This is a genomic window from Desulfocapsa sulfexigens DSM 10523 (assembly GCF_000341395.1).
Classification (GTDB): domain Bacteria; phylum Desulfobacterota; class Desulfobulbia; order Desulfobulbales; family Desulfocapsaceae; genus Desulfocapsa; species Desulfocapsa sulfexigens.
This window is the reverse complement of sequence record NC_020304.1, coordinates 3,733,050-3,756,467: the sequence shown is the minus strand read 5'-3', so window position 1 is coordinate 3,756,467 and position 23,418 is coordinate 3,733,050. Positions and strand designations below refer to the sequence as shown.

The following is a 23,418-nucleotide window of genomic DNA, read 5'->3' as shown; positions in this document are numbered from 1 at the left end:
CCAGAAAGTATTTGGAATGATGTTTGTTGTTGTGTGACTTCGGTGTATACCAGATATTGAAGCTGAATTTCTCTATTCACCACCGAAGTAATTCTTTTTGAGCCGAAAGACTCAAAAATACACGATGTTCATCATAACTATCGTTAATTTCCTCTGAGTCCTGCTGCCTGAATGTATATCTCAAGGATGCTGTATACCACTGAAGAAAAGAGTATTTAAGTGAAGTGCCAGCTTCATATATTTTTCGAGAGAACACAGATTCTTCCCTGGTCGTTTCATTGTTTATCCCTCCACTACTTACTTCAGTTTCTGGATTGTTAGCCAGGGCATACAGAATGCTTTCCTGTTTCTCATCCCGGTAATTAATCCACAATGAGGTGTCGATGTTTTTTGTCAGTTTGTGGGTAAAATTGATGTTCCATTTCCAGAAATCAGTAAGTCCCTGATCCTTGCCAAGGGCGTTATTGTTTTGTGAAAAATTCTGGATATCGTAGCCTTTTTCTACCCCTGCAGAGATGCTTGAATGTTTGGAAATGTTGTAGTTACTATTCAGGTGAGCATTATAGCCCCAGTTTGCATCAAAAGACTCTTTCTTTTCATAGGATGGCCCACCACCGAGTTCAAAAGAAAGTTGTTTGCTGTGTTTGTATTGGGCGCCAAATGTGAGATCGTGGAGGTTACTGTCGTTTCGAAGGATGGCATCGTAGTTACTGCCGACAAAGCTATGGGTGATTAAAAATGTTTTATGAGAAGAGAACACCCAGTTAACTGTGGTCGCGGTTCGATATTCCGACAGGTCATTTGAAAGAGAGTCGGTATTTATGCCCTCAGTAATACCCGGGTCCGTTTTTTCCAACTCATTTCCGATGGTTTCAACTGACTCCTGATCGGGTGGGTCAAATAATCCTCGAGTATAACTGGAATAAAAATCGATATTCCAAGATCGATCAAAGTGGTGTCGTAAGGAAATATTTGCAGTGTGTTTATCGTAATCTTCATAGCCACCAATACCCGTGTCATCGTTTCGTAACATGCGGTAAGCGTAGCCACCACCAACTGAACTGTTGGTCGCGTAGGTGTATGTTGTCCCCAGGGTGAGATCGTTCCTCCAGTATCGTTTACGGCCCTTATTGTAGTCAGAAGAGTCTTCATCTTTAATGAGTTCCGGATCATCCGAATAAATGAAATGATTATTGAAGGTTAACCGAAGGCGGTTGTTGAGATCCCGATGTGCGGAAATAAGAAAGTTATGATCGATGTCGCTCTGGCTTGCCTCCTGATCGTAGGCAAAACTTGGATTTAATCGAATGGTGAGGCTATCAATGCTACTTTCACTTGTCACAATGAGAAGAGGGGAAAGGCTGATCTGGTTAAGAGAACTGTCTTGCCCAGCCGTGGAAAGTTCTGACGATTCGTCTTTCTTATACGCAGTTTCATCATAATCATAGTTGATTGATACTCCACTGGTGAGCGTATTGAGGCGAGCAAATGCATGATTACTCCAGCAGCACGTTACAAAAAGAAGCAGAGTTGGGGGGAATAATAGTTTGCTCATGACTGAATAATCTGATGAACCTGTCAGAGGATAGGCCGTTTTTATTTTATGGTCGGCAGTTTTCCTATAATGGGTATGTTGACTGCACTTAAAATATCTTTTTTGTGACGAATGTTTCCTCGATAATAGTCCCATATCAGGATGGGGACAATTGCAGTGGCAGCACCTGCAAGCAACCCGATAAGGATAATAAGCAGACGGATATTTTTAGATGGTTCCAGTGGTGTTTGCGGTGGGTTTATAACCTTGATGTTATTTACTACGGATTTTTCCTTTCGAACCAGATCCAGATAAATATCGTCTATTCGTTTATAGCGTTCTTTTGCATTCTCCACCTTATTTTGCAGTACGTCCAGTTGCGCTTGAAGTTCCATATCGGTTATCGATGAGAGCGCAGGGGGAATTTCAAATTTCTGTTTGAAGAGGCGAAGTTCTTTTTCTGAATCTTTTAACTGTTTGAAGTACTCATCCTTCTGGTTTTCGGTGAACCCAAGTTCATGGCGGATCAGGCTTTTATTGGTTTCCATGTTCAGGGCAACCCATATGTCAATATAACTTTGAACTAAGACAGTGGCCATTTCCTGGGCATAGGTTGTTCCTGTTATCTGAATGATCCCCTGTCTTGGAATTCCTTCTATTACAACCCGATTGCTGAGTTTGTTGAGACGTTCAGGAGTGATTGTTGCCAGGGTGGTGGGATCAACAGCGTCCCCCTTGAGGAGTCTGTCTAAATATGGGGCAGCCTTTTTCATTAACTGTCCCTTGACTCCCAGTGGTGTTTCCAGATCTTTTTGCAGCTGTTTGGGGAGGATTTTAAAGACCTCTGTCTGGAAGGCGGTGCTATGCATTCGCTCAACAGCTGCGGTTATGTAGTTCTGGTCCCCCGTCCGTGAGGTGATTTCCTCTGTAACTTCTGAGATCATCTGGGCTCGGGGGGTTTCCAGTTGCGTTGTGGCTTTACTGCTATATTCCGGTTGGACCACGAAGCTTACAGGTAGGGAAACCAGCAGGCCAATAAATGTGGTGAGCAAAACAAGCCATTTATGCTCGAGAACAGGGGTAAGATATTTGGCAATGAAGAATTGCGGGTCTATTGGTCCGGGTTGAGTTGGTGGGTTCATTGTCTGAGTTATATGCCGTAATGTTAATTTGGGTACGGAGCAATTTTTTTGTCCGGGGTGTGTTCATTGATGACTATTCCGTCAATTGTACCATTTCCCGCTTCAATGACGTTCTTTGCTTCTATCAAATCGTCTTTTGTGGTCCCGGATTGTTTGGTGATGAGAAGGAAATAATCCGCCTCGGAAGTGAGGGAGACGATATTAACATTGTTGCGGTTCGGAGCAAGGACGGGAGAGGTATCAATGATAATCAGATCATAATGGTTTCTGATGTCGTTGAGAAGTTCAGGAATGTGTGAATATCGAATATACTCAGAAAAATTATCACAGTGCTCACCAGCGGTAATGACACTTAAATTTTCCACGCCTGTCTTTTTCACCACTGCCTGCCAGGGAAGATTGTTCTTGATAAGTTCGGTAAACCCATAGAGTTGCGGAATGTTGAAAAGGTTGTGTAAGCCTGCACGACGCATGTTGCAGTCTATCAAAAGGACGCTCTTCTGACAGGAACAGGCAGCATTATATCCAAGCGCTGCAGCAAGAAGACTGCTTCCTGTATTGTCGTGAGGACTGGCAATAAGAAGAGTATTGCCACCTGATTTCTCGAGACTGGAGAACACTTTTTCTCTTATCTGAGTGAGTTCTGCATAGTGATATGCTCTTTCGATAATCGGGTCAATAATTGCTTTTTTTTGTTTTACCGGGAGATGAGAAGTGTCTTTTGATAGAGAGCGTACTGGTCTTTTTATTGCTTGTTGCTGCTTGTCTTCCTTGGTTGGTTTGTTGTCGGGGGTGATGACAAAATTGATGTTGTCTGATCCTTGGGGAGGTCCGTTAGTGCTCGAATGAGCTGAAGCAATAGTGTCAGGATTTACAGACAAATCTTCCAGGTCAATACCATCCAGGGGATTAAGGCCAAACAGTTCATTGCCAAGGTCTTTTTCAGGTGATGCTTTTTCTATGTCATGGGGAGAAACACAGATATCTTCGAGATTGAGCCCTTCAAAGGGGTCGATTGTATCTGCTGAATAAGTAGTGCTGCAATGGTCAGTTGCGTTTGTGTTCTTTTTTGACATGTCAGCTGATAGCAGATTGTTGCCTGGGAAAAAGTTTATACGGAAGAAGCGTTCTCTGTCTAATGAATATAACCAAAAATAATGTTATTTGCACCTCGGGTAATGGTTCGGGTAAGGAACCTGGAATACGACGCTCTTTGTTTTGTGTTGAATCAATATTTCCATCGCTATGGTTTTAAATGAATCTTTTTCCATGAATTACATTAAAAATCTCCAGTAATTCCCGCCCCAATGTGGCGTATTCATTGGCACCACTGCTGTTGGGTGCAGATATAATTACCGGCTTTCTTTTTACGTGAGCCATATCGATTTCTGGGCAATTGTGGATATGGGTGCGAAAAATACTTATTCGTCTCTGAGTGAAATATTTTATTATCTGATTGAGTTTGTAAGCAGAACTTCCCCAATTGGGATCGTATTTAGTTATAAGTACAGCCAGAAGTTTCAGTCTACTGTTATGCTTCCGGATTCCCCCGATAAGCTCAAGATACGCCGCCAGTCCATCGAGTGCAAATTGGTCGGATGGAGGAATTGGAATGATAACATAATCAGATGCCATAAGAGCATTATTCATCATCACCCCAAGGGTTGGCGGGGTATCAAAAAAAACAAAATCGTATTCGTTTAATGTGGGATCCTGGTTAATGAGGCGCCTGATTCCTAAAACTGCGTCGGAGTGTCCTGCATTTTTCCTTTCCCAGAGCATGCATTGTGTTGTATTCGGAATGATTTGTAAATTGGGATGATGTGTTTCGCAGGCAAATCGAGAGAGCAACCCTTCTCCTTCTGGAGCTTCAAGTGCCTTAATAAGAGAGTGTTTGTTTCTGTCGTCCAGATTTTTGAGTAGAACAGAGGAACAGTTAGACTGAGGATCTGTATCGACGATCAGAATTTTTTTTCCAAGGATTGCCAGGTAACTTGCAAGATTGATAACAGAGGTTGTCTTGCCGACTCCTCCTTTGCGGTTTCCAAAGGTAATAAATATAGGTGGATCTTGGTGTGTCATATGGTATTACTTGGTGGCATCTGTTTTGATTGGCTATGTTCTCAATAAAAAGTGAACAAAACATTTATGGTTAAGGGTATAATACAAAATATGAAATAGCAAGTTGGAAATACAAGGGTTTTTCCTGTTGCTGTGTGTGCCGAGACTCTTTCAGAAGTTCCTGGAAGCCAATATTTTAGAAGGACTAAATTCATGAGTAATGTAATTAAAGGAGTACTCTTTTCTGCTCTTATTTTTCCCGGAGCAGGACAGATTATTCTCTCAAGGTACCGTCGCGGAGCCGTCTTTTTCGTCCTTGCTTTCATCAGTGGGATTCTCTGTGTTACCGCTGTTGTTCGTCAAGCTGTTGTTATGTTGCAGGATATTGTTGCTGCGGGAGAGGTGGCTACCATACCAAGGGTGATGGGTATTGTCGCAGAAGCTTCAACAACTGCCTCTTCAGTATTTTTGAAAATATCGTTTTTTATTATGTTCTGCTGCTGGCTGGCATCGGTTATTGATGCCTGGCGAATCGGAAAGGAGTTGGATGAGAAGCCGGCTGATATCTAAAGGCTTGCTTGAAAAATTGCCCTTTCGTTCAATCTCTACATTATGCAAACGATTGATTTTATCGTAATGCTCTTCTTCTCTCCTCGAGCGCTTCCAGTTCCTTGAGAGCACTGTGATACCGAATGCTTCTGCGGCATTCGGCAAGAATCATAAAAGCGAAAAAGATGTGAGCAACAGTGATGATAGATGAATAGGCTGGAGGCTTGAAAAAAATCTTATAGAGAAGATGTGTCACAAGGCTGCCAACGGCTAAAATCTGTAATGGCAAAACCCATCGAAGGCAGAAGACGCCACGCCTGGATGAGGAATAGTGGTTTATAAGTTTTCTGCAGCAGCCCATTAGACCCCCCGTGAGACACCCGGCCCACTAATGGTGCTCTTTCCCCTGCTTCCCGGAATGATTTCTATCTGCAGGGGAATACGTTCTTTTAATGCGCCCACATGGGAGATAATTCCAATAAGCTTGTTCTCGTCACGCAACTGAGCCAGTGTTTCAAGGGCCGATTCCAGTGCATCTTCATCCAGTGTTCCAAATCCTTCGTCAAGAAACAGAGAATCAACCCTGACATTATGGGATGCCATTTTGGATAGTCCCAGTGAAAGGGCCAGGCTGACTAGAAAGGATTCACCGCCAGATAGATTTTTGGTCGAACGAACCTCATCTGCCTGATAAGTATCGATGACATTGAGGTCAAGCGGATGGATGCTGTCTCTGGTCAGAATGTATCTGTCACTCATTTTCCGAAGATGATTATTTGCATGATGAACCATCAGCTCAAAGGTGAGGCCCTGTGCAAAATTTCTGAATTTTTTTCCATCGGCAGATCCGATAAGCATATGAAGAGTGTTCCAACTGCTCACCTTTTTCTTCTGTGTCGCGATAGCTATCAGCTGTGTAGCGGATTTTCCCTTATCCAGGCTGTTTCTCTTGAGCTGTTCTTTTGCAGTTACTGATTCCTCCTGAAGCGTTTCCAGCTGTTTTTCACTCTCCATAAGCAGTGGTTCTATTTCTGCGGCAGTTTCCCGGCAGAGATGCTTTTCCTTTTCGACTTGCAGGCTGCTTAACTTTTCTTTAATCAGAGTTGTCAGTTCTGTTTCTTTTTCCTGCAGTTTTCTTTGTAGATTCTGTACCTGCAGCAGTTCCTGAGGCGATCGTCTTGCTGCAATGAATTCTTCAGTGTTGGAAAAGGAGGATTTTGTCAAAGCTGTGAGAAAAAGCTGCTGCTGCGTTGTTATATCTGTTTCCATTCTAATGACATCCTGCTGCAGTCGATCCTGTAATGTCATAACAGCGGTGATTTTCCTGTGAATATCGCCGGATTTGACCTGTAACTGGCTGTGAATCTTTCTCCTGTTGATAACAGCCTGTTCGAGACGCTCTTCCTCTTCTGTGGTATTCTTTTCACCAAAGAGGGTAAGGCGTTGTTGCTGAAAATCACTGAGTTGTTTTCGAGTTACCGAGCAGAGAGCGTCCTGATCGGTTATCTGTTTTTCTCTTTCCGTGCAGAGAGTTTTTTGGTGACCACATTCTGAATGAAGACTGAGGAGTTTTGGGGCGAGATTTCTTTCTTCATTTTTTCTGGTTTTCCACAAAGTAATTCTTTGACCAAGTTCTATAAGGATTTTAGAGAGATGCTTCCTTTCGACCACGAAATCTCCATATACCTGGAGTTTTTGTCTAAGAGTATCACTCAGTGTGATGAGGGATGCAGAAAGTGTTTCTTCCTCCTGTAACAGCTTCCTCAATTCTGTTTGAGCAGAGGTGAGAGTATGTTCTGCGGTAAGAATATCTTTTTCAAGTGCCTGGAGTGTTACCCTGAATTCTTCCTTTCTAGTGGAAATTGAACCAATTTTTTTGTTCAATTTTTCAAGCAGTTCTCTATCCGCAAATAGCTTTTTCCGGTCTTCATTGAGCTGAAGAGACTCCTGTTGCAGACGTTCCAGATGAATTTCTGCTAAAGGTGGTAACTCCAGATCTGAAAGAAGCCCTTCAGCAGCCTTGGTGGCAAGCGTTTTCTCAGTTTCTGTTTTCTTTATCTGCTCTGCAAGAGATGACTTCCTCTCAGCAGCAATAATCTCCTGATGCTTGAGCTTTTCAATCTGCTCGAGAAGCACTTGCAGTTCCTGCTCTGCAAACCGCAGTTTCTTTTCTTCCTCAGAAGGGCTTGGGACATTACCATGGTGGTATGGGTGGGTTTTTGAGCCGCAGAGAGGACAGGGGACATTGTCTTTTAGCTGCAGCCTGTCTTGTTCTAGCGTTTGGATTCTTGCGAGGAGAAGCAGATTCTTTTCAAGAAGCTCGACTTCCTGTGCCTTACCAGCCCTTTTTCTATTTTCTTCCGAGAGTTTACCTTTCCGTTCCTTGCTCTCAGTCGCCAGGGTAAGAAGCTGTTCATTGGATCGAGTGAGTTGTTTTGTAAGGCTGTCAAGCTGTTCCAGGAAAAGGGTCAGTTCCTGGAAACTTTTTTGACGGGTTTGGGTTGTGAAGAGTTTCTGTTGCAGGTCGTTAAATTCACTGCCCTGAAGAATATCTGCAATGTTCTTTTGGATCTCGTCGTGCCTGGCGCTTGCTGTAAGAAGATGTGACTGGATAGCAACTTTTTTTGTGTGAAGATCTCTCAGTATCTGTTCTTTGTTCCCTACGGCAAGTTTTGCTGCAATCTTTGCTTTACTCATGTTTTCCAGATCAAGGTAAAGCTCGCTTACTCTTTGAACACTTAGTTCAATGGCTGCAAATTCCTCGAGCAGTTTTTCATCCTTTGCCTGTCCGGTGAAGAAGGTTTCCAGAGCATTTTTCTCGTTTTCAGCTTGAAGAAGATTTTGTTCCAGTGTCTTCAGAGTGGAGAGTTCTTTTGTATGCCGTTTACGCTGGACGTTGAGGTTGTCTGTCTGTTCCTGAAGGCTATTTCTGATGTTCTGAATTAAATGATCAATTTTCTCGACAGCTCGTATCTGTTCAAGGCCTGTTTTTCTTGATGCCTCTGCCTGTTGTAGGGATTTTTCTGCTTCGTTTATTGCCAGGATGGTTTTTTGCTTTGTCTCTTCAAGGTTTTTCCGTTTTTCCGCCAGAAGGTCATTTTCCTTTGCAGCTTCTTTCTGGCTGGTAATAAGCTTCTCCACAGCCTGATACAAGGGCTCAATTTCCCTGGCTGCAAGTGCTGGACCGAGAGTGTCCAGCAGTTCGGCGTGCTCTTTTTTTTTGGTATACAGGGCTTCCAGTTCTGTCACATATGCTGCGTGGTCTGTTTCAAGTTTAGCAATGTGCCTGGCTCGGCTGAGTTGTGTTCGCAGGTTTGTAACCTGCATTTTGATCTTTTCAGCAGCGGTGTTTTTTTCTCGGATACGTTTTTGAAGCTGCTCCTCATCTTCAGAGCTCAAAAGATTTATATGAGAAAGGCTTTGTTCGAGTTCATGGAGTCTGTTGAGTTCAGACAGGCGCAGTTCATGAACCTTGATTGACAGACGGGAATAAATTTCAGTACCGGTGATCTGTTCGAGTATGGGGGCGCGTTGGTCAGCGGATGCCTGGAGAAATGCTGCAAACCCTCCCTGGGCAAGAAGGGTGGAACGGGTGAAACGGTCAAAGTCCATTCCCGTTACTTCTTCGATCTTACTTGCCACGTTACGTATTCTGCTTTCAAGAAGAACGTTATTTGAGGCATCTGTGATCTCATGTTTTGGTTGCTGGAGTTCACCATGACTTTTCTGGCGTGATCGATGCTGGGACCAGTGACAGCGAAACCTGCCTCTGATAGTTGAGAATTCAACTTCAGCAAAACAAACGCCAGTGTGGCGGCTCATTATCTGATTGGAGGTCTTGGTAATTTTCCCGAGACGGGGAGTTGCGCCGTAAAGGGCAAGGCAGAGGGCATCGAGTAGAGTGGATTTTCCAGCACCAGTGGGGCCGATAATGGCAAAGAGACTATTTTCCGAGTAGGCAGGTGCGCTGAAATCAATTTCCCATATTCCATTGAGAGAGTTGAGGTTTTGGAAGCGAATACGCAGGATCTTCAAGACTTCAGTTTTCCTCGTTCTGGAGGGCATCTAGAGCGGCGGCAAACCCAAGTTCCATTTCCGGGCGCTGTTCATCCGGAATTCCACTGAGATCGAGGCACTGTTGGAATACCTGATATGGAGTAAGCTCCTCAAGCGTTTTGATCTCGGAGTGCTGCTGCCGAATGTGGTCATAAATGCGTTTATTGCTGATACGGAGTACATGCAGCTTTGTATTGGTGACAGCAGCATGAATCTGTTCCTGTAAGTCATCAATAAGGCTTTGTCCCTGGTAATTAATTTCAAGAAGAATGTCCTCCTCCCGTTGGGATAAAGTCTGGATTTCTTCAAGAATAGATTCAAGAGTACCGGAAATACTTGCAATGGCTTGAAAAGAGGGGACTGCGAGTTCCCTGACATCAAACTGCATGTCCGTATCGATGAGCAGTACAGCTTTTTCCTCGTCGGCTTCTGTGAAACTCATGGCCAGCGGAGCGCCGGAGTATCGTCGATTGGTCTGTTTAGCGACCCGCTGCGGAAGGTGGAGATGACCCAGAGCCAGATAGTCGATATCGTGAGGGAATGTATCAAGGCCCACCTGAACCAGTGAACCGACATACAACTCTCTGACTCCATCACCCTGCCGGGTTTTTCCACCCTGACAGAAGAGATGTCCGGTAGCAATAAGAGGAACTTTATTATCCAGCTCTTGCTGCTTGTTTTTGGCCAGTTCGAAAAGTCTCAGGTAATACTCCCTAATCCCGTGCAGCATTTTATCCTGTTTGTCCTCTATGCTTTCACCGGCCTCTGACAGTCTGATATCCTTGTCGCGCAGATATGGGACAGCAAGCACAATGAGTTCAGGGCTACCCTCGGCATCATTGAGCATGAGAAGGGCCTCTTCGATGTTCTCTGGAGCTCTCCCAATCACGTGGATATTCAAGAAATGGAGAAGTTCCCGCGGTGCGTCCAAGAGGGTTGGGGAATCGTGGTTGCCTCCAATAATAATAATGTGGCGGCAGCAGGAATTTGCAGCGCGGGAGAGGAAGCGATAATACATTTCGAGACTTTGGTTGGATGGACTCTGGCTGTCGAAGATATCTCCTGCGACAATAAGGGCATCTACTTCCTGCTCTTCGATGCACTCCAGCAGCCAATCAAGAAATTCGGACTGTTCCTGGTGACGTTGGCGACCGTAAAGTTTATGGCCCAGATGCCAGTCTGAAGTGTGGAGTAGTATCATTGCTTCTGGTGTTGGGGACCGCTAAAGGTTCACCCGGGAGCTGATAAAACCTTTATTTTAGAGGAAGTGCTATGATTCTTTTGAGGCTCTGATCCAACTTGAGTCGTCTTTTTGTGATATTTTTTTTGATCAGCAATTTGCAATTCCCAATCCTTACTTCGGTGCCGGAAAAGATAGTGCCTTTGAGGTCGATGAATATTTTATCAATCCGGATTGCATTCGTTTCACTTTCGTCGTCATTTTGTTCTGTCTGGTCAGTGGGTTCTCTGAGTTCACCGACTCTTGAGTAGAGACCGCTGCCTGGAATAAGATTCAGTTTCAGGAGTTTCATCTTCGTTTCACTGACCTCTGCTTCCATTTTCCTGATTTTTTTTGATTTCCTACTCCCTCCATAGCGCTGTAACCATTGGATAATATCATCTTGTTGTGTGGCCAGGAGTTGTGAAAGCTCTCTTTGGAGATTGAGTCTGTCAATATCCACACCTGCGGCAAGAAAAGAGGGTTTACCATTGGGAGAACCGACATTGAAAGCGGTTAACGAATTACCAGCTATTATATTTCCGCCAATGATAGTTGTACCAGCCTGGCAGAGAATGGAACCTCTTGCGGAAATATCACTGTAATAAGACTGCTTGCGCATGATAACGTTGCCGCCAGAATTAATCTGGCCCTGTTCTATAAAAAAGAAGTCTACATCACCAAGAGCTTTAATATCTGTTTTCTTACCAGTAATACCACCTTTAATGACAATATTGGCCTCGCTGAAAAGGGTAGCTGACATGACTTCTTTCTTTATTTCAAGATCTCCCCCGGTTATTACTTTGAACCCTGGCTGTACTGCTCCATATATGATTACACAACTCTTTGATTCTATGTTGCCGGTGGCGTAATCAATGTCGGTTCGTATCTCCTGCTTTGAACAGACTTTGATTTCACAGCCATTGACAACCGTCAGAATACCATCTTTAGTTGCTTTGATTTCGCCACTTTTTTCTATAAATATGACATCCTGGTGTATTTTGATTTCAAGTTCAGCGCCACCTTCCGGCTCTATCTCCTGGCCCAGGACATTTGTCCCGGGTGTCCCTGGAATTTCAGGTATTTTAGTGGCAATGAGTTCATCTTTCACCACCGCAATCATAATTCTACGTTCTCGAAAATCTATGGTACCATCTTCCATGATCTGGCCGGCGATGGGCCCAATCTCAAAGGCAAATTGCAGATAGGCGTCAACCCCCTGCTGAGACGGTTGTCCGAAGGCAATAGGGATGTCATGAAAATCACTGTAGCCCTGAGCAATAATATCCTGTGCCGTCTGGAGGGCGGTCTGGTCTATCCCAAAGAGGATGCCAGCCTCGTTTAGCAGTTCCGGAAGTGGTTCTTTACGTATGGCAAAATCAGTTGAAATGGGAGGGTGAAGTTGGAGGGTGGCGGCCATGGCATCTCCTGATATTTTCACAAGAGGTGTGACGGAAACGAGTAGAACTGGTTCTTCGTCATTTCCCTGGGACATGGTGTCAATCCTTGGGTAACCAATTATATCGGCAAGCAGTGTTTCTCCGTCATCAGAAAACCGAGTGTTTTTTCCAGATCGTACAGGGCTTTTTTCATACCCCCTTGCCTCAAATTTCGCAAATTGCGGAAATGAGAGAAGGGGCTGGTTTTTTTTTACCAGTTCTGAAACCATGAGTTTTACAGATTTCTCTTCGTTTCCGACTGGGATACGTTTTCTGGTAAAATGAAGGGTTGGTTCCAGGTATTTTTTGTTTGCGTCTGTTTTTTCAGTATTGTTTGTCATACTACATTTTTTTTTGGTAGAAGGTGGCTGGTAAATGACGGGTTTAGGTCAGTTCATCTCTTTGATAATATCGACATCGTTACCATAAGTAAAGGATAAGGAGGCAACAGATGTGAGGGGTGAGAGCAAAAACAAGAAAGAATGTTTTATAAGGGGGGAAGAACGAGGAATAAGTCGCAGGAAAAAGAGGCAGGAGATGGATAGATAGGGCTTCCATCTCCTGCGGAGAGTTGTCGACCGGCAGGATCGACTCAGAATGGTAAAACACAGTCAGAATATGAGCTTATATTCTGACTGTTCAGGATTTTTTTTCGTACTTCTTAATCTTCTACTTTACACTCATTGCCTTTACAGTCGATATTTGCAACGAAGAAGAATGCTTTGTAGCCATTTTTGTTCAGTTCCTGAGCGGCCATGTCTGCACGGGCACCAGTGGTGCAGTGGACATAGACTTTTTTGTCCTTTGGAATCTCGGAAAGACGTTTAGCTATTTGATCCAAAGGAACAGCAATAGCATTTTTAAACCCGCCGGCACTTGCTTCGTCCGGAGTTCGTACATCAAGAATAATTGCACCAGCATCGCTACCGTCAACTGCTTTCATGAAATCGGCCTTGCCAACTTCGCCTTTTCCAAGCTTTCTTACCCAAACGATGTCGGTGACTACTGGTCCACTGGTGGTTGCTCCACCATTCTTTACCCAGCCATCAAAGTTTCCTGGTACCATTGAAACTTTTTTGAACCCCTCATCGTGAAGATCAGAGTACGCATCCATGGATTCTTCCATGGAATCACTGTAAATAACGACGGGAGCTTTTTTAGGAATATCATCCAGGCGGTCGTCAAGAGTGTCATAAGGTATGCTGACTGCCCGAGGGATCCTTTTTTCAGCAGATTTCTTTGCTGAACGGAGATCGATGAGAACGATGTTTCCTTTTGTGACAAATCCTTTACTGGCATGGACCATGTTGCCATCTTTTATCCATGCAGGCTCACCTTCAAGGTAAACACGTACATTTTTATAGCCTTCTTTCTTCGCCAGACCGGCGTTTTTGGTGGACATACCTCATGTGGGGCCTCCACAATAGAAAATAAGCTGTATGTCTTTATCCTTAGGGAGTACGGAAGCGGCTTTTTCTTTATAGTCAGGTACTGAGAGATTAACAGCACCGGGCATATGGTCGGCAGCATATCTTTTTGCAGGACGAGCATCAATAAGGACAAATTTTTCCTGACTGTCCATCAGAGCTTTCATCTCTGCTGTTTTGATCTCGGTGACTCCTTCAGGGAGTTTTGCGAGCTTTGGCTTGATAACAGTTGCCCATGGCTGACCATCACGCATTTCATAGAAAATGATTGACGCATGACCTTGGGATGCATGTTCAACGCCCTTGGTATTGTCATCAAATTTAACCATTACTGTCTTTGCTTCTTTGCCTTTTCCAACGGAAATAGAAATACTCTTTGCTTTGTTGGATTTTCCCACAACACTACCCGCGTACTTCAGTTCTTTCGGCGCTTTTGCCTGGGTAGATACTGCGGGCTTGGCCGCAGCGGTGGTGGAACTCGTATCCTGATTACATCCGGTCATCATAAACGATGCCATGATGAAAAAAGGAATAAATTTGATCAGATTTTTCTTCATACTTCCTCCAAAAAGTTAAAAGAAATGTTTATGTGCAAAGGTAAATTTCTTTGCGATAGTATAAACTTTGCACATCATAAGCATATTCCATGCCATTTTCGAAAAAATTACTACTGGCCTGTTATTGTAAGTGAAAATTATCAAACAGTGCCATTTATGGGGTGCAAATGAATTATACGACAAAGAGGGGGGACAATGTAAAGGTAAATGTTTGAAAACACAGTTAAAGAGTTCAATTTATTTCTTTAATTATGCTGTTTCAGGGTGTTAAACTGGAGTGACTTATTGTGTTGCTTGCGTATTGTTTTGGATTGCGAAAAAAAGAACGAAACTTTTTGTCAGGGTGTTTTTTAGAGAAGGATTTTCGGGTCAAACAAATTGGCAGTACTACCGTGTGGGGTGTGTCCGGAATGTTTTTTGAGTATTTATAACTGGTGGTAAAGGACGTTAAGGATTTTGTCTCTGTTGTTTTGTTTTTGATTAAGAAGGATGACGAAGCAACGTGTATCTTTACCTCGGTGTATTAATCCAGCATAACAGAATACACCGGATTTTCTGAGAGTTCCCGATTTCATGACCACGCCATATTTGACGGGAAGAAGGGATGCGTAGGGTTTGAACTGTTCAAGAACAACCAGTAGAGCTTCAGGAGTAATACGATTTTTCATTGAGAGGCCGGAACCTTCAACCATCGTTATTTGTTGATTCCTGAGGCCAAGGGTGTTGTGAACAAAAGCAGCCATCGCTTTCTGGCTTTTTTCCCATGTTGCGGGGGAACCGTATTGTTTCACGCCGATTGCAAGATAAAGTTGATTCGCCATAAAGTTATTGGATGAAAGGAGGCAGGACTTCACGAGATCGCCTGTCGTCTCTTCAGCTGTGTATTGGATAACCAGTTCGGTTTCTTGAGGAACAACGCCTTGTTTGATTGTGCCTTTTACCACGATCCCCTGTTCCTCAAGGAGGATTTGAAACAGTTGCCCAAAGTAAAGTAAATTGTTGGCCAATTCACTTTGTCGTGGGAATGCATCCACATTCACCCGGTGATAACCGCTGTTGAGACTTTTTCCTATTTGACCCATGATTCGGAGATAGGGTGTCTGGGATTCTGGCGATTCTACTTTGGCATGTTGAAGTACTTTCAGGGGGACCGTGTTGAAATTCACCCCGAGAGCGGTGCAACCGACATCATAGGGATTGGATGAATTAATAGAACCATCGGTTATCGGGTGCTCGAGGGCAAAAGCTGTGTCGTCAAGAATGATATTGTTTATTTCCGTGACCCCTTTCTCCGCAACAAGTCTGGCAATTGTTCTGATTTTCTCCGAAACCAGGAAGGGATCCCCGCTGCCTTTTACATAAAGTGTTCCCTGGGTATCTCGATAGATATAGGTAGAAAAGAAATGGTCCGGCCCTAATATTTCAAGTGCGGCGAGGCTGGTGACAAGTTTTAAGGTGGACGCGGGAATGAAGGGTGTTGTCAGGTTTTTTGAAAAAAGAGTTTTTCCGTTTGTGCTGAGGGCATAGCCGCCATTCGAAATATATTTTCGGAGTTTCGGCAGTTCTCCGGATTGGGAAAGGCACGGCAGAAAAAGGGAAACAAAAAAGAACAAAACTGCTCCGAAAAATATGGAATAATGAATTTTTCGGAGCAGCTTTTGGGCCACTGTTGAGCGCACTGCCAGATATTTAAGAATTATATTTTTGGCAGTTTAGCCATTGAGGCAGCGATAGCTTCCTGTGGGTATTCGTAGTCATGAAGGTCGCCTGAAAAATATTTATCATAGGATGCCATATCAATAAGACCATGTCCTGAAAAATTGAAGAGAATGGTCTGAGGTTTTTCAGGCTCACGGGTTGCTTCTATGATTGCACCGCGGATGGCGTGGCAGGTCTCAGGCGCTGGAATGATGCCTTCTGTTCTAGCAAAGAGCACTCCGGCCTCGAAGCACTCGAGCTGATGGACTTTAACAGGATCAACTATCTTCTCACGAACCATGGCTGACACAATGGGAGACATGCCATGATAGCGCAGGCCACCGGCATGGATTCCAGGAGGGATGAAATCATGGCCCAAAGTATACATGTTCAGTAGTGGAGTGGTTTGCGCTACATCGCCAAAGTCGTAGGCAAGGGTACCTCCGGTGAGCGATGGGCATGAGGCAGGCTCTACGCCGACAAAACGTATCTTTTTACCTTCCAGATAATCTGGAACATAGGGACAGGCAAGGCCGGCAAAATTTGATCCACCACCGCAGCAACCGACAATAACATCGGGATAGTCTCCTGCGATAGCCATCTGTTTCTTTGCTTCAAGGCCAATAATAGACTGATGAAGGACAACATGGTTTAAGACAGAGCCAAGTGCGTAATTGGTGTCGTCCCGGCTTGCAGCATCCTCTATGGCTTCTGAAATGGCAATGCCCAGAGAACCAGCGGTGTCTGGGTATTGTTCACGGATTTGACGGCCGATATTGGTGTCCACACTTGGACTTGCCACAATGGAGGCCCCAAAGGTGTGCATCATGGATTTTCGGTATGGTTTCTGGTCAAAGGAAATCTTCACCATATAGACCTTGCAGTCCAGGCCAAATTTTTGGGTTGCAAAAGAGAGAGCACTGCCCCACTGTCCGGCACCTGTTTCTGTGGCCAACCGTTTGATTCCTTCCTTGGCATTATAATATGCCTGAGGGACTGCTGAGTTAGGCTTATGTGATCCAACCGGAGAAACACCTTCATTTTTGAAGTAAATCTTGGATTTCGTTCCCAGTGCTTTTTCAAGTGCTCTGGCACGGACCATGGGAGAAGGCCGCCAGATTTTCAGGACGTCGAGCACCTCTTCAGGAATATCAATAAATCGTTCCTGGGACATTTCCTGCTCAAGAAGTGACATGGGGAAGATTGCGCCAAGTTTTTCCGGTCCCATGGGTTGCTTGGTCTCTGGATCAAGGGGTGGCAGCAGACCATTAGGGATATCAGGACCTACATTGTACCATTGAGTTGGCATCTCATCATCACGAAGGACAATCTTCTTAGTTGTCATGGGGGGTCTCCTTGGTAGAACTGCTTGGATATTTTGATTTTTATACGAATACTAAAAAAATACTGAATGCAAATGAATACACATCTGTACCATATGAAAGCGGGTAGAAGCAACAGGATTTCCTAAACCTCTTTCCAGCCGGTTTTTATGACCACGGAGGAGAGTAATTCCTTTTGTTCCTTTTGCAGAATGGACGCAAGTGCTTCCAGTGGTTTTACTCCGGCCTGACTTGCCTTGCTGAGCAACTCCAGGGACAGTGTTTCCTCTTCTATACATTCCAGTGAAACAACAAGTGGTCTGAAATCGATTTCCATGACCTTTCCCTTGCGAACCCGTTTCACGGTAAAGCTGTCAGTAGCCAGGAATTTCTCAATCAGTTGTTTGTCGTTACTGCTCAGTGTCGGGTAGAGAGTGATCCGATAGGAACTGACCATTTCCTGCGGAACCTTGCCGTTGCTGAGAACTATTTTTTGAACGGTGAGACCCGGGGGCATCTGTTTATTCAATCGTTCCCTGGCTTCTTCCAGGTTATCAAGCGGCATGGGCAGATCCATTACAAAATATTCAGCAAGACTTTGTGTACCAACGGGCATTGCAGGGCCGAAGGATACCTTGGGAGATGGGTTAAATCCCTTGGAAAAATTAGTTTCGATTCCAGCACGGCGCAGAACACGGAAAACAATCTGAAGGATTTCCAGATGGCCAAGATAACAGATGTCTCCCATGCGGGAATAAGTAACGAAATAGCGAAAATGGAGTTCTTCGTTCTGCTGCGGTCTATCTGTTTGCTTTGGGAGGCCGAAGGGAGGTTTGCCTTCAGCTTCCTCTGGCTGCCGCTGTTTTCTGTCAATGACAACGGGTTTGATTACTTTGAAATCACAGAGGCCGCATTTCTGGCAATCGTGATAGCGACAGTCGGGCGTGTATGCTTCCGTATGGGCTTTCTGTAATTCTTCCTTGAGAAAATTCTCGTCAACACCACTGCTGAGGTGGTGCCAGGGGAGGATCTCCTCCAGGCCTCTTGGACGGAGAAAATCGCTGAGGACAAGCGAGCATTCATCGGCCGCCTCCTGCCAGCGTGAAAGATCAAAGTAATCGGACCAACCGTCAAGCCTGGCACCTTTCTTCCACACTGTTTCAAGTAGATCCGCCAACCGTCTGTCACCACGGGAGAATACACCTTCAAGCAGGCTTTGTTCCGGATCGTGCCATTTGAAGTTGATTCCTTTTCTCGGCAGTATCTTTTTCAGCAGGGATATTTTTTCTCGGCTTTCTTCGATTGATATTTGTGCATCCCATTGAAAAGGGGTGTGCGGTTTAGGGACGAATGTTCCAACGCTTACATTAATCTGTTGCCGGCCCCTGCCGCCCGACCGGCTTCCCACCTCCTTGGTCTTGTTGGCAAGCTCAGCTATAGCTTCAATATCTTCCAGGGTTTCGGTTGGCAGACCTATCATGAAATAGAGCTTCATCACCTTCCAGCCAAGTCCAAAGGCATCTTTGCTGGTGTTGAGGAGATCATCTTCGGTGATTCCCTTATTGATAACTCGACGCAAGCGTTCACTTCCGGCCTCGGGAGCCAGTGTGAAACCGGTTTTGCGAACTCGTTTAATCTGATCCATAAGCCCCTGGGTGAGTGTGCCAACACGCATGGAAGGCATGGAAACTGATATGGCCTGCCTGGAAAATCGATCCATCAGTTGGGGCAAAGTTGTACTAAGACAGGAGTAATCGCCGGTGGAAAGAGAGAGCAGGGCAAGTTCGTCAAAACCTGAATTTTTGATTCCCTGACTGGCAAGTTCAAAAATTTGTTCGGGACTTCGTTCCCGGACAGGACGATAAATGATCCCAGCTTGACAAAAACGGCACCCTCTTGTGCACCCTCTGGCTACCTCTACCCCTAATCTGTCATGGACAATTTTTGAATTGGGGACCAGGGGATGGAGAAGGTGGTCGAGTTTGGACAGATCATTGAGAACTCTTCGTGTAACCACCTGAAAATCAGGATGGAGAGCCTTGATTTCTGCAATACTTCCATCCTCTTTGTAGGAAGGCTCAAAATGGGAAGGTATGTAGACACCGGGGATGGCGGCAAGTTTTTCAAGAATGGCAGCTCTTGGAAGCTGATCCTTCCTGCCAAGGCGAACACTTTCGGCAATTTCGAGAATGGCCTCCTCACCGTCACCGAGGAGGATGGCATCAAAAAAATCAGCAACAGGTTCTGGGTTCAGGCTGCAGGAGCCGCCGCCAAGCACGATGGGCATATCCTCGTCGCGATCAGTTGAGCGAAGAGGGATTGAGGCAAGATCAAGGATGGTGAGGATGTTGGTATAGCAAAGCTCATAGGGCAAGGTTATCCCGATAAGGTCAAAGTCAAGTAGGGAACGATTGTTTTCGAGTGAACAGAGGGGAAGGTTGCGTGACCGCAGAAGTTCTTCCATATCCTTGGCAGGACAATAGCAACGTTCAGCAAGGACACTGTCCTGAGCATTCAGGATGTGATAGAGTATCTGTAAACCCTGATGGGACATACCAATTTCATAGAGATCCGGGAAGACAAGTGCACAATGGAGCGGAGTCTGCTCCCAGTTTTTTACAAAGGCATTGTATTCGTGACCAAGGTAACGTCCTGGTTTGTTGACAAAAGGAAGGGTTTCTCTCTGTTCGAAGTTTCGTTTCATGTGTGTGTCTGTATATGTTAAGTGATTAGATCCAATTGCTTTAAACTGCTGTAGAGTCACTGAAATCAACTCTGGAGAATAATTTCCATGCTAGTCATTTACTGAAAATAGGTTGACTTTACAAGAGTGTATGAGGTATGCAAGAATATATCTGATTAGTTCCTTAAAAAATAGACGCTTACATAGGTATCCTTTATGAATGGTCGTAAATTTGTTTTTTCTGTTGCTGTTTTGGCTTCCATTTTTCTGTTTTCCGGTATGTTGCATGCTGCGGAAGGATTAATAGAAAAAGTTGAATTCCAGAAGGATAATGGCAAAATTGAATCGGTTGTTTTTCATCTCAATGGTCCCTGGCTACCCAAAATATTTTCTTTAAAGGGGGACAATCCTCGTGTTGTCTTTGATTTTATGGAGACAGCCATGGTACGAAGTGTTCCGAATGCTATTGAAACTCAAGGTACCATGATCCAGAAAATCAGACTGGGACGGCATGCCGATAAGACCAGAGTCGTGATCGACCTTACTGCCGGTGGTGATTTTAACTTTGACCAGCAGTTTGATGAACAGAACAATATTTTTACCGTTCAGCTCTTTTCCGCAAATTTTCCGGAAAAAGATGCGGTTGCACCGGAAAAAGTGATTGCTGAAGAACCCGTCGCAGAAACGATAGCAGCTGAGCCGGTGCAGGATATTGTGGCGACTGCAGCGACAGCGGAAGTTGTGGAGTCAGAAAAACCAGCAGAGCCTGTGGAAAACAGTCCAGCTCCGCAGGAAGAGGAAGGCCCTGGTGTTGATCCTCTGCTTCTTGAGGTGACATTTGAAAACACATCCAACAAGGGAGAGATGATTCTTTTCAAGTTGAATGGTTTTTATCCTCCCGAGGTCGTTGGAGAAGAGGAGGGGACACCGCTTGTTATCTGCAATTTTCCAGGAACCAGGCTCGATGAAAAAGTAGTTCAGACCCAGGCCATTCATGGCGAATACATCGAACAGGTGAATATTCAAGAGCTAAAAGATTCTGATCTCGTACGTGTGACGCTTGAGCTTGTTCCCAGTAAGAATTATGATCTGCAGCAGGTTTTTTTTAAAGAAGACAATCTGTTTGTGATTATTGTGAACTCCTATGATTCACTGGATGGTATGAAAAAGTAGTGTCTATGGTTGGAGTTGTTTGAAGTAACCGACAGGGACAGGGAGTGAAAAATCGGCCTCACTGAACGAATCATCTGTCCTGATGTCATGCAGTTCTATTTCTATTTCTGCTCCCCAGGGAAGATCCGTGATCCGAATCTTTTTCTCTGCAGAAAGGCAGTTCTCGTCTTCTTCCTGATTGTCATAGGAGATTTCAGCGATTGTCTCTCCACTCCTGTCAAGAAATAAATATCCCAACACTTTTCTTTGCCCAAGATCCAGATTGACCCATTGTTCGTCTTCTGTTTTAATTTTTTCAGATTTTGGAAAGCGTACCCAGACAGTCCCATTTGTCGTGTCTTTACTGATTTGTTCTGCGTGGATTACCTGTGATGGAAGTTGTCCGCTGAGAAAGGAAAACCAGTCGCCCTGAGCCAGGATTATGGGAAGTTCTTTTCTGAAGGCGAGATTGCGAACATTTCCCCTGATATGCTGCCGTTTGCTGGTGTCTAAAATTTGAAATGTGTTTCCGTCACTTGCAAAGGCATAAACGGGCATACCAAGTGGATTACTGACGATAAATTTCACTGACGATGGTGAGAGAAGCTGAAGGTAGCCTTGTACGGCCGTGTCTATCACCGGACTTTTCCAGGAAATTATAGCGTCAGCATCAAACCCTTTTGGGCATGATTTATTTGTATCCTGCATGGTGGTTATTAATTCTGAAACTCTGCGGCTTTCATCTTCCTGAAGAGGTTCGGTCCATCGCTGTCTGGCACAGCCTGTAATGATGAGTATCAGAAACAGGGTGGTCCATAAAAAGAGTGCTCTGGCAGCCATGGTTATTCCTGAGTATCAAGGATTTTTTTCAGGAGGCGGGCCTTATCACCTGCTTTCTGGAAGAGTTTTTCCGCTTCCTGGTATGCCTGGATTGCTTTTTTCTGCTGACCCTGTGCCATATAGATGTCACCCAGATGCTCGTAAATGTTTGGATCTTGAGGCTCGAGTTCCAGAGCTTTTAATGTCTCAATTGCTGCGAGTTCAAGTTTTCCCATACGGAAATAGACCCATCCAAGGCTGTCTTGAATGTATCCGTTCCCGGGCTTCAGTTGTATTGCTTTCTGGATATATTCCAGAGCCTTTTCCAGGTTGGTGTTGTTGTCAGCCCATGTGTAACCGAGGTAATTTAATGCTTCGGTATGATCCGGGTCAATTTCCAGAACCTTTTTCATGAGAGCAATTGCCTGTTGCTGAGAGCCATCCTGTTCACGGAGCAGCCCATATTCAAAATAGATTGTGGCGTTGTCAGGATATCTGATAAGGGCTGCGTCCAGCAATTCATAGCCCTTCTCTATCTGATCTTGCTCCATATAGAGTGATGCCAGAAGTGTGTAGAGACCGGGGCTCGCCAGTTCTTCATTGAGAAGTGTTTGTTTGAGCAGCTCAATGGCACGTGAATCCTGCTTACGTTCCATGAATATTCGTACCTGGAGATAGGTCGCATCTTCAAACTGATCTGCCTCCTGTCCTATTGTTTGCAGCAGGGCCATGGCGTTGTCCAGTTGCTGTTGCTGATAACGGATGACAGCAAGCATGTATGTGGCCTCAGGCATCTCATGGTCAACTGTTAAGGGCGTGAGGATTTCAGCAGCCCTGTCAAAATTCTTGGAGCGGAGATGGATCCTTGCGGTGATTATATCTATTTGGGCCGGGTCATCGCTGTTATTACGCAAATCCTGCAATACTTGAAGAGCATTCTCTTCTTTTTCCTGAAGGAGCAGGGTATGGACAAGTCCAAGGCCGGCTCGAGTCTCCTTAGGATTCTTTTCCAAAATAGATCGATACAGTTCTTCAACTTTCTGGTAGTCTTCATACTTTCCAAAAAAATCTGCAATTTCAAAGACAAGTTCGATGGACCAGTTGATTTCCAGAGCCTTCTGGTACCATTTTTCAGCCAGCGCTGTTTTGCTCATCTGTGAAGCCAATCGTGCAAGATAGAGGTGGGCAAAGAGAGATTCGGGATTCACCAGAAGGGCTTTCTGGTAGGTCTTTTCTGCCTCCATATATCGATGCTGCTCGGAGTATAGAAATCCCAGACGGAGATACAGCGTCTCGTCTTCCGGGCTTAGCGAAATGAGTTCATTGTAGAGATTGATGGCTTCATCAATCTCATTATTTTGGATATCCAGACGAGCGAGGAGGAGTCTGTCCTGTGTCTCGTCAGGGTATTTCTCAATGGCAGTGCGCAGCCATTTGGCGGCGGTTTGCTGTTTCCCCATTTTGAGAAGAAGAATGGGGAGTCTGCGAAGGATATAACGTGAATCCGGGTCGCAGATGAGTGCTTTTTCAAAGGCTTCTTCGGCCTCTACATACTGTTCGTTATTTTCTGCGTGTGTCCCCCAGAGAAAATAGAAATAGGAGCACGAGCTGTCGCTGTTTTCCTGGAGCGGGTCATGAGCAAGTTCTTCAGGAACAAGGTGCTCTTCAAGTTCAAAAGTGTCAGGTGGTACAGAACTGCATCCATTGAAGTAGAATAGTGTCAGGATAGATACGAATCCATATGAAAGAAGGTGCATGTG

17 protein-coding genes are annotated in these 23,418 nt (G+C 44.8%); 2 read left to right on the top strand and 15 right to left on the bottom strand.

What is annotated here, in order from left to right:
• Positions 1-76: 76 nt before the first annotated feature.
• From UWK_RS16750 to UWK_RS16735, 4 genes are all read right to left on the bottom strand, one after another.
• Positions 77-1,555 carry a hypothetical protein gene (locus UWK_RS16750; protein WP_015405576.1) on the bottom strand — a complete coding sequence of 493 codons (1,479 nt, stop codon included), beginning with the start codon at positions 1,553-1,555 and terminating at the stop codon, positions 77-79.
• 41 nt (positions 1,556-1,596) lie between these two features.
• Positions 1,597-2,676 carry a Wzz/FepE/Etk N-terminal domain-containing protein gene (locus UWK_RS16745; protein WP_015405575.1) on the bottom strand — a complete coding sequence of 360 codons (1,080 nt, stop codon included), beginning with the start codon at positions 2,674-2,676 and terminating at the stop codon, positions 1,597-1,599.
• Positions 2,677-2,699: 23 nt separating this feature from the next.
• Positions 2,700-3,752, bottom strand: coding sequence for a tyrosine-protein kinase family protein (locus UWK_RS16740; protein WP_015405574.1), 1,053 nt, complete (start codon positions 3,750-3,752; stop codon positions 2,700-2,702).
• A 175-nt stretch (positions 3,753-3,927) separates the two neighbouring features.
• Positions 3,928-4,758 (bottom strand): ParA family protein, encoded by an 831-nt coding sequence (locus UWK_RS16735; protein WP_015405573.1) that lies wholly within the window; start codon positions 4,756-4,758, stop codon positions 3,928-3,930.
• Between the two features lie 192 nt (positions 4,759-4,950).
• Between UWK_RS16735 and UWK_RS16730 the strand changes: the two genes are divergently transcribed.
• Positions 4,951-5,307 (top strand): hypothetical protein, encoded by a 357-nt coding sequence (locus tag UWK_RS16730; protein WP_015405572.1) that lies wholly within the window; start codon positions 4,951-4,953, stop codon positions 5,305-5,307.
• A 58-nt stretch (positions 5,308-5,365) separates the two neighbouring features.
• On the opposite strand, the gene UWK_RS16725 is transcribed toward UWK_RS16730, so the two are convergent.
• The 9 genes from UWK_RS16725 to UWK_RS16685 form a co-directional block, all read right to left on the bottom strand.
• Positions 5,366-5,647 (bottom strand): hypothetical protein, encoded by a 282-nt coding sequence (locus tag UWK_RS16725; protein ID WP_041916465.1) that lies wholly within the window; start codon positions 5,645-5,647, stop codon positions 5,366-5,368.
• Entirely contained in the window at positions 5,647-9,321 is a 3,675-nt protein-coding gene (locus UWK_RS16720; RefSeq protein WP_015405571.1) for an AAA family ATPase, read from the bottom strand. The genes UWK_RS16725 and UWK_RS16720 overlap by 1 nt, the downstream gene beginning before the upstream one ends.
• Before the next feature lie 4 nt (positions 9,322-9,325).
• Positions 9,326-10,543: an exonuclease SbcCD subunit D C-terminal domain-containing protein gene (locus UWK_RS16715; RefSeq protein WP_015405570.1), complete on the bottom strand. Its 1,218-nt coding sequence runs from the start codon at positions 10,541-10,543 to the stop codon at positions 9,326-9,328.
• A gap of 52 nt (positions 10,544-10,595) precedes the next feature.
• A complete protein-coding gene (locus UWK_RS16710) occupies positions 10,596-12,341 on the bottom strand; it encodes a DUF342 domain-containing protein (protein WP_015405569.1) in 1,746 nt (581 codons plus the stop codon).
• Positions 12,342-12,661: 320 nt separating this feature from the next.
• Positions 12,662-13,402 (bottom strand): rhodanese-like domain-containing protein, encoded by a 741-nt coding sequence (locus UWK_RS16705; protein WP_015405568.1) that lies wholly within the window; start codon positions 13,400-13,402, stop codon positions 12,662-12,664.
• 3 nt (positions 13,403-13,405) lie between these two features.
• Positions 13,406-13,984 (bottom strand): rhodanese-like domain-containing protein, encoded by a 579-nt coding sequence (locus UWK_RS18805; protein ID WP_015405567.1) that lies wholly within the window; start codon positions 13,982-13,984, stop codon positions 13,406-13,408.
• 425 nt (positions 13,985-14,409) lie between these two features.
• The gene (locus tag UWK_RS16695) at positions 14,410-15,597 is read right to left on the bottom strand and encodes a D-alanyl-D-alanine carboxypeptidase/D-alanyl-D-alanine-endopeptidase (protein WP_153304920.1); all 1,188 of its coding nucleotides are present in this window, start codon (positions 15,595-15,597) and stop codon (positions 14,410-14,412) included.
• 83 nt (positions 15,598-15,680) lie between these two features.
• Positions 15,681-17,027 (bottom strand): TrpB-like pyridoxal phosphate-dependent enzyme, encoded by a 1,347-nt coding sequence (locus UWK_RS16690; protein ID WP_015405565.1) that lies wholly within the window; start codon positions 17,025-17,027, stop codon positions 15,681-15,683.
• 122 nt (positions 17,028-17,149) lie between these two features.
• The gene (locus tag UWK_RS16685; RefSeq protein WP_041916463.1) at positions 17,150-19,708 is read right to left on the bottom strand and encodes a TIGR03960 family B12-binding radical SAM protein; all 2,559 of its coding nucleotides are present in this window, start codon (positions 19,706-19,708) and stop codon (positions 17,150-17,152) included.
• A 195-nt stretch (positions 19,709-19,903) separates the two neighbouring features.
• Here UWK_RS16685 and UWK_RS16680 point away from each other — a divergent pair, with 195 nt between their 5' ends.
• Positions 19,904-20,860 (top strand): AMIN domain-containing protein, encoded by a 957-nt coding sequence (locus tag UWK_RS16680; RefSeq protein ID WP_015405563.1) that lies wholly within the window; start codon positions 19,904-19,906, stop codon positions 20,858-20,860.
• A 3-nt stretch (positions 20,861-20,863) separates the two neighbouring features.
• Here the strand turns inward: UWK_RS16680 and UWK_RS16675 are convergent, their stop codons facing one another.
• Together UWK_RS16675 and UWK_RS16670 are read right to left on the bottom strand one after the other, a co-directional pair.
• Complete coding sequence (locus UWK_RS16675) at positions 20,864-21,679, bottom strand: hypothetical protein (protein WP_015405562.1); 816 nt, start codon at positions 21,677-21,679, stop codon at positions 20,864-20,866.
• Between the two features lie 2 nt (positions 21,680-21,681).
• Positions 21,682-23,415: a tetratricopeptide repeat protein gene (locus UWK_RS16670; protein ID WP_167320764.1), complete on the bottom strand. Its 1,734-nt coding sequence runs from the start codon at positions 23,413-23,415 to the stop codon at positions 21,682-21,684.
• Between the last annotated feature and the right edge of the window lie 3 nt (positions 23,416-23,418).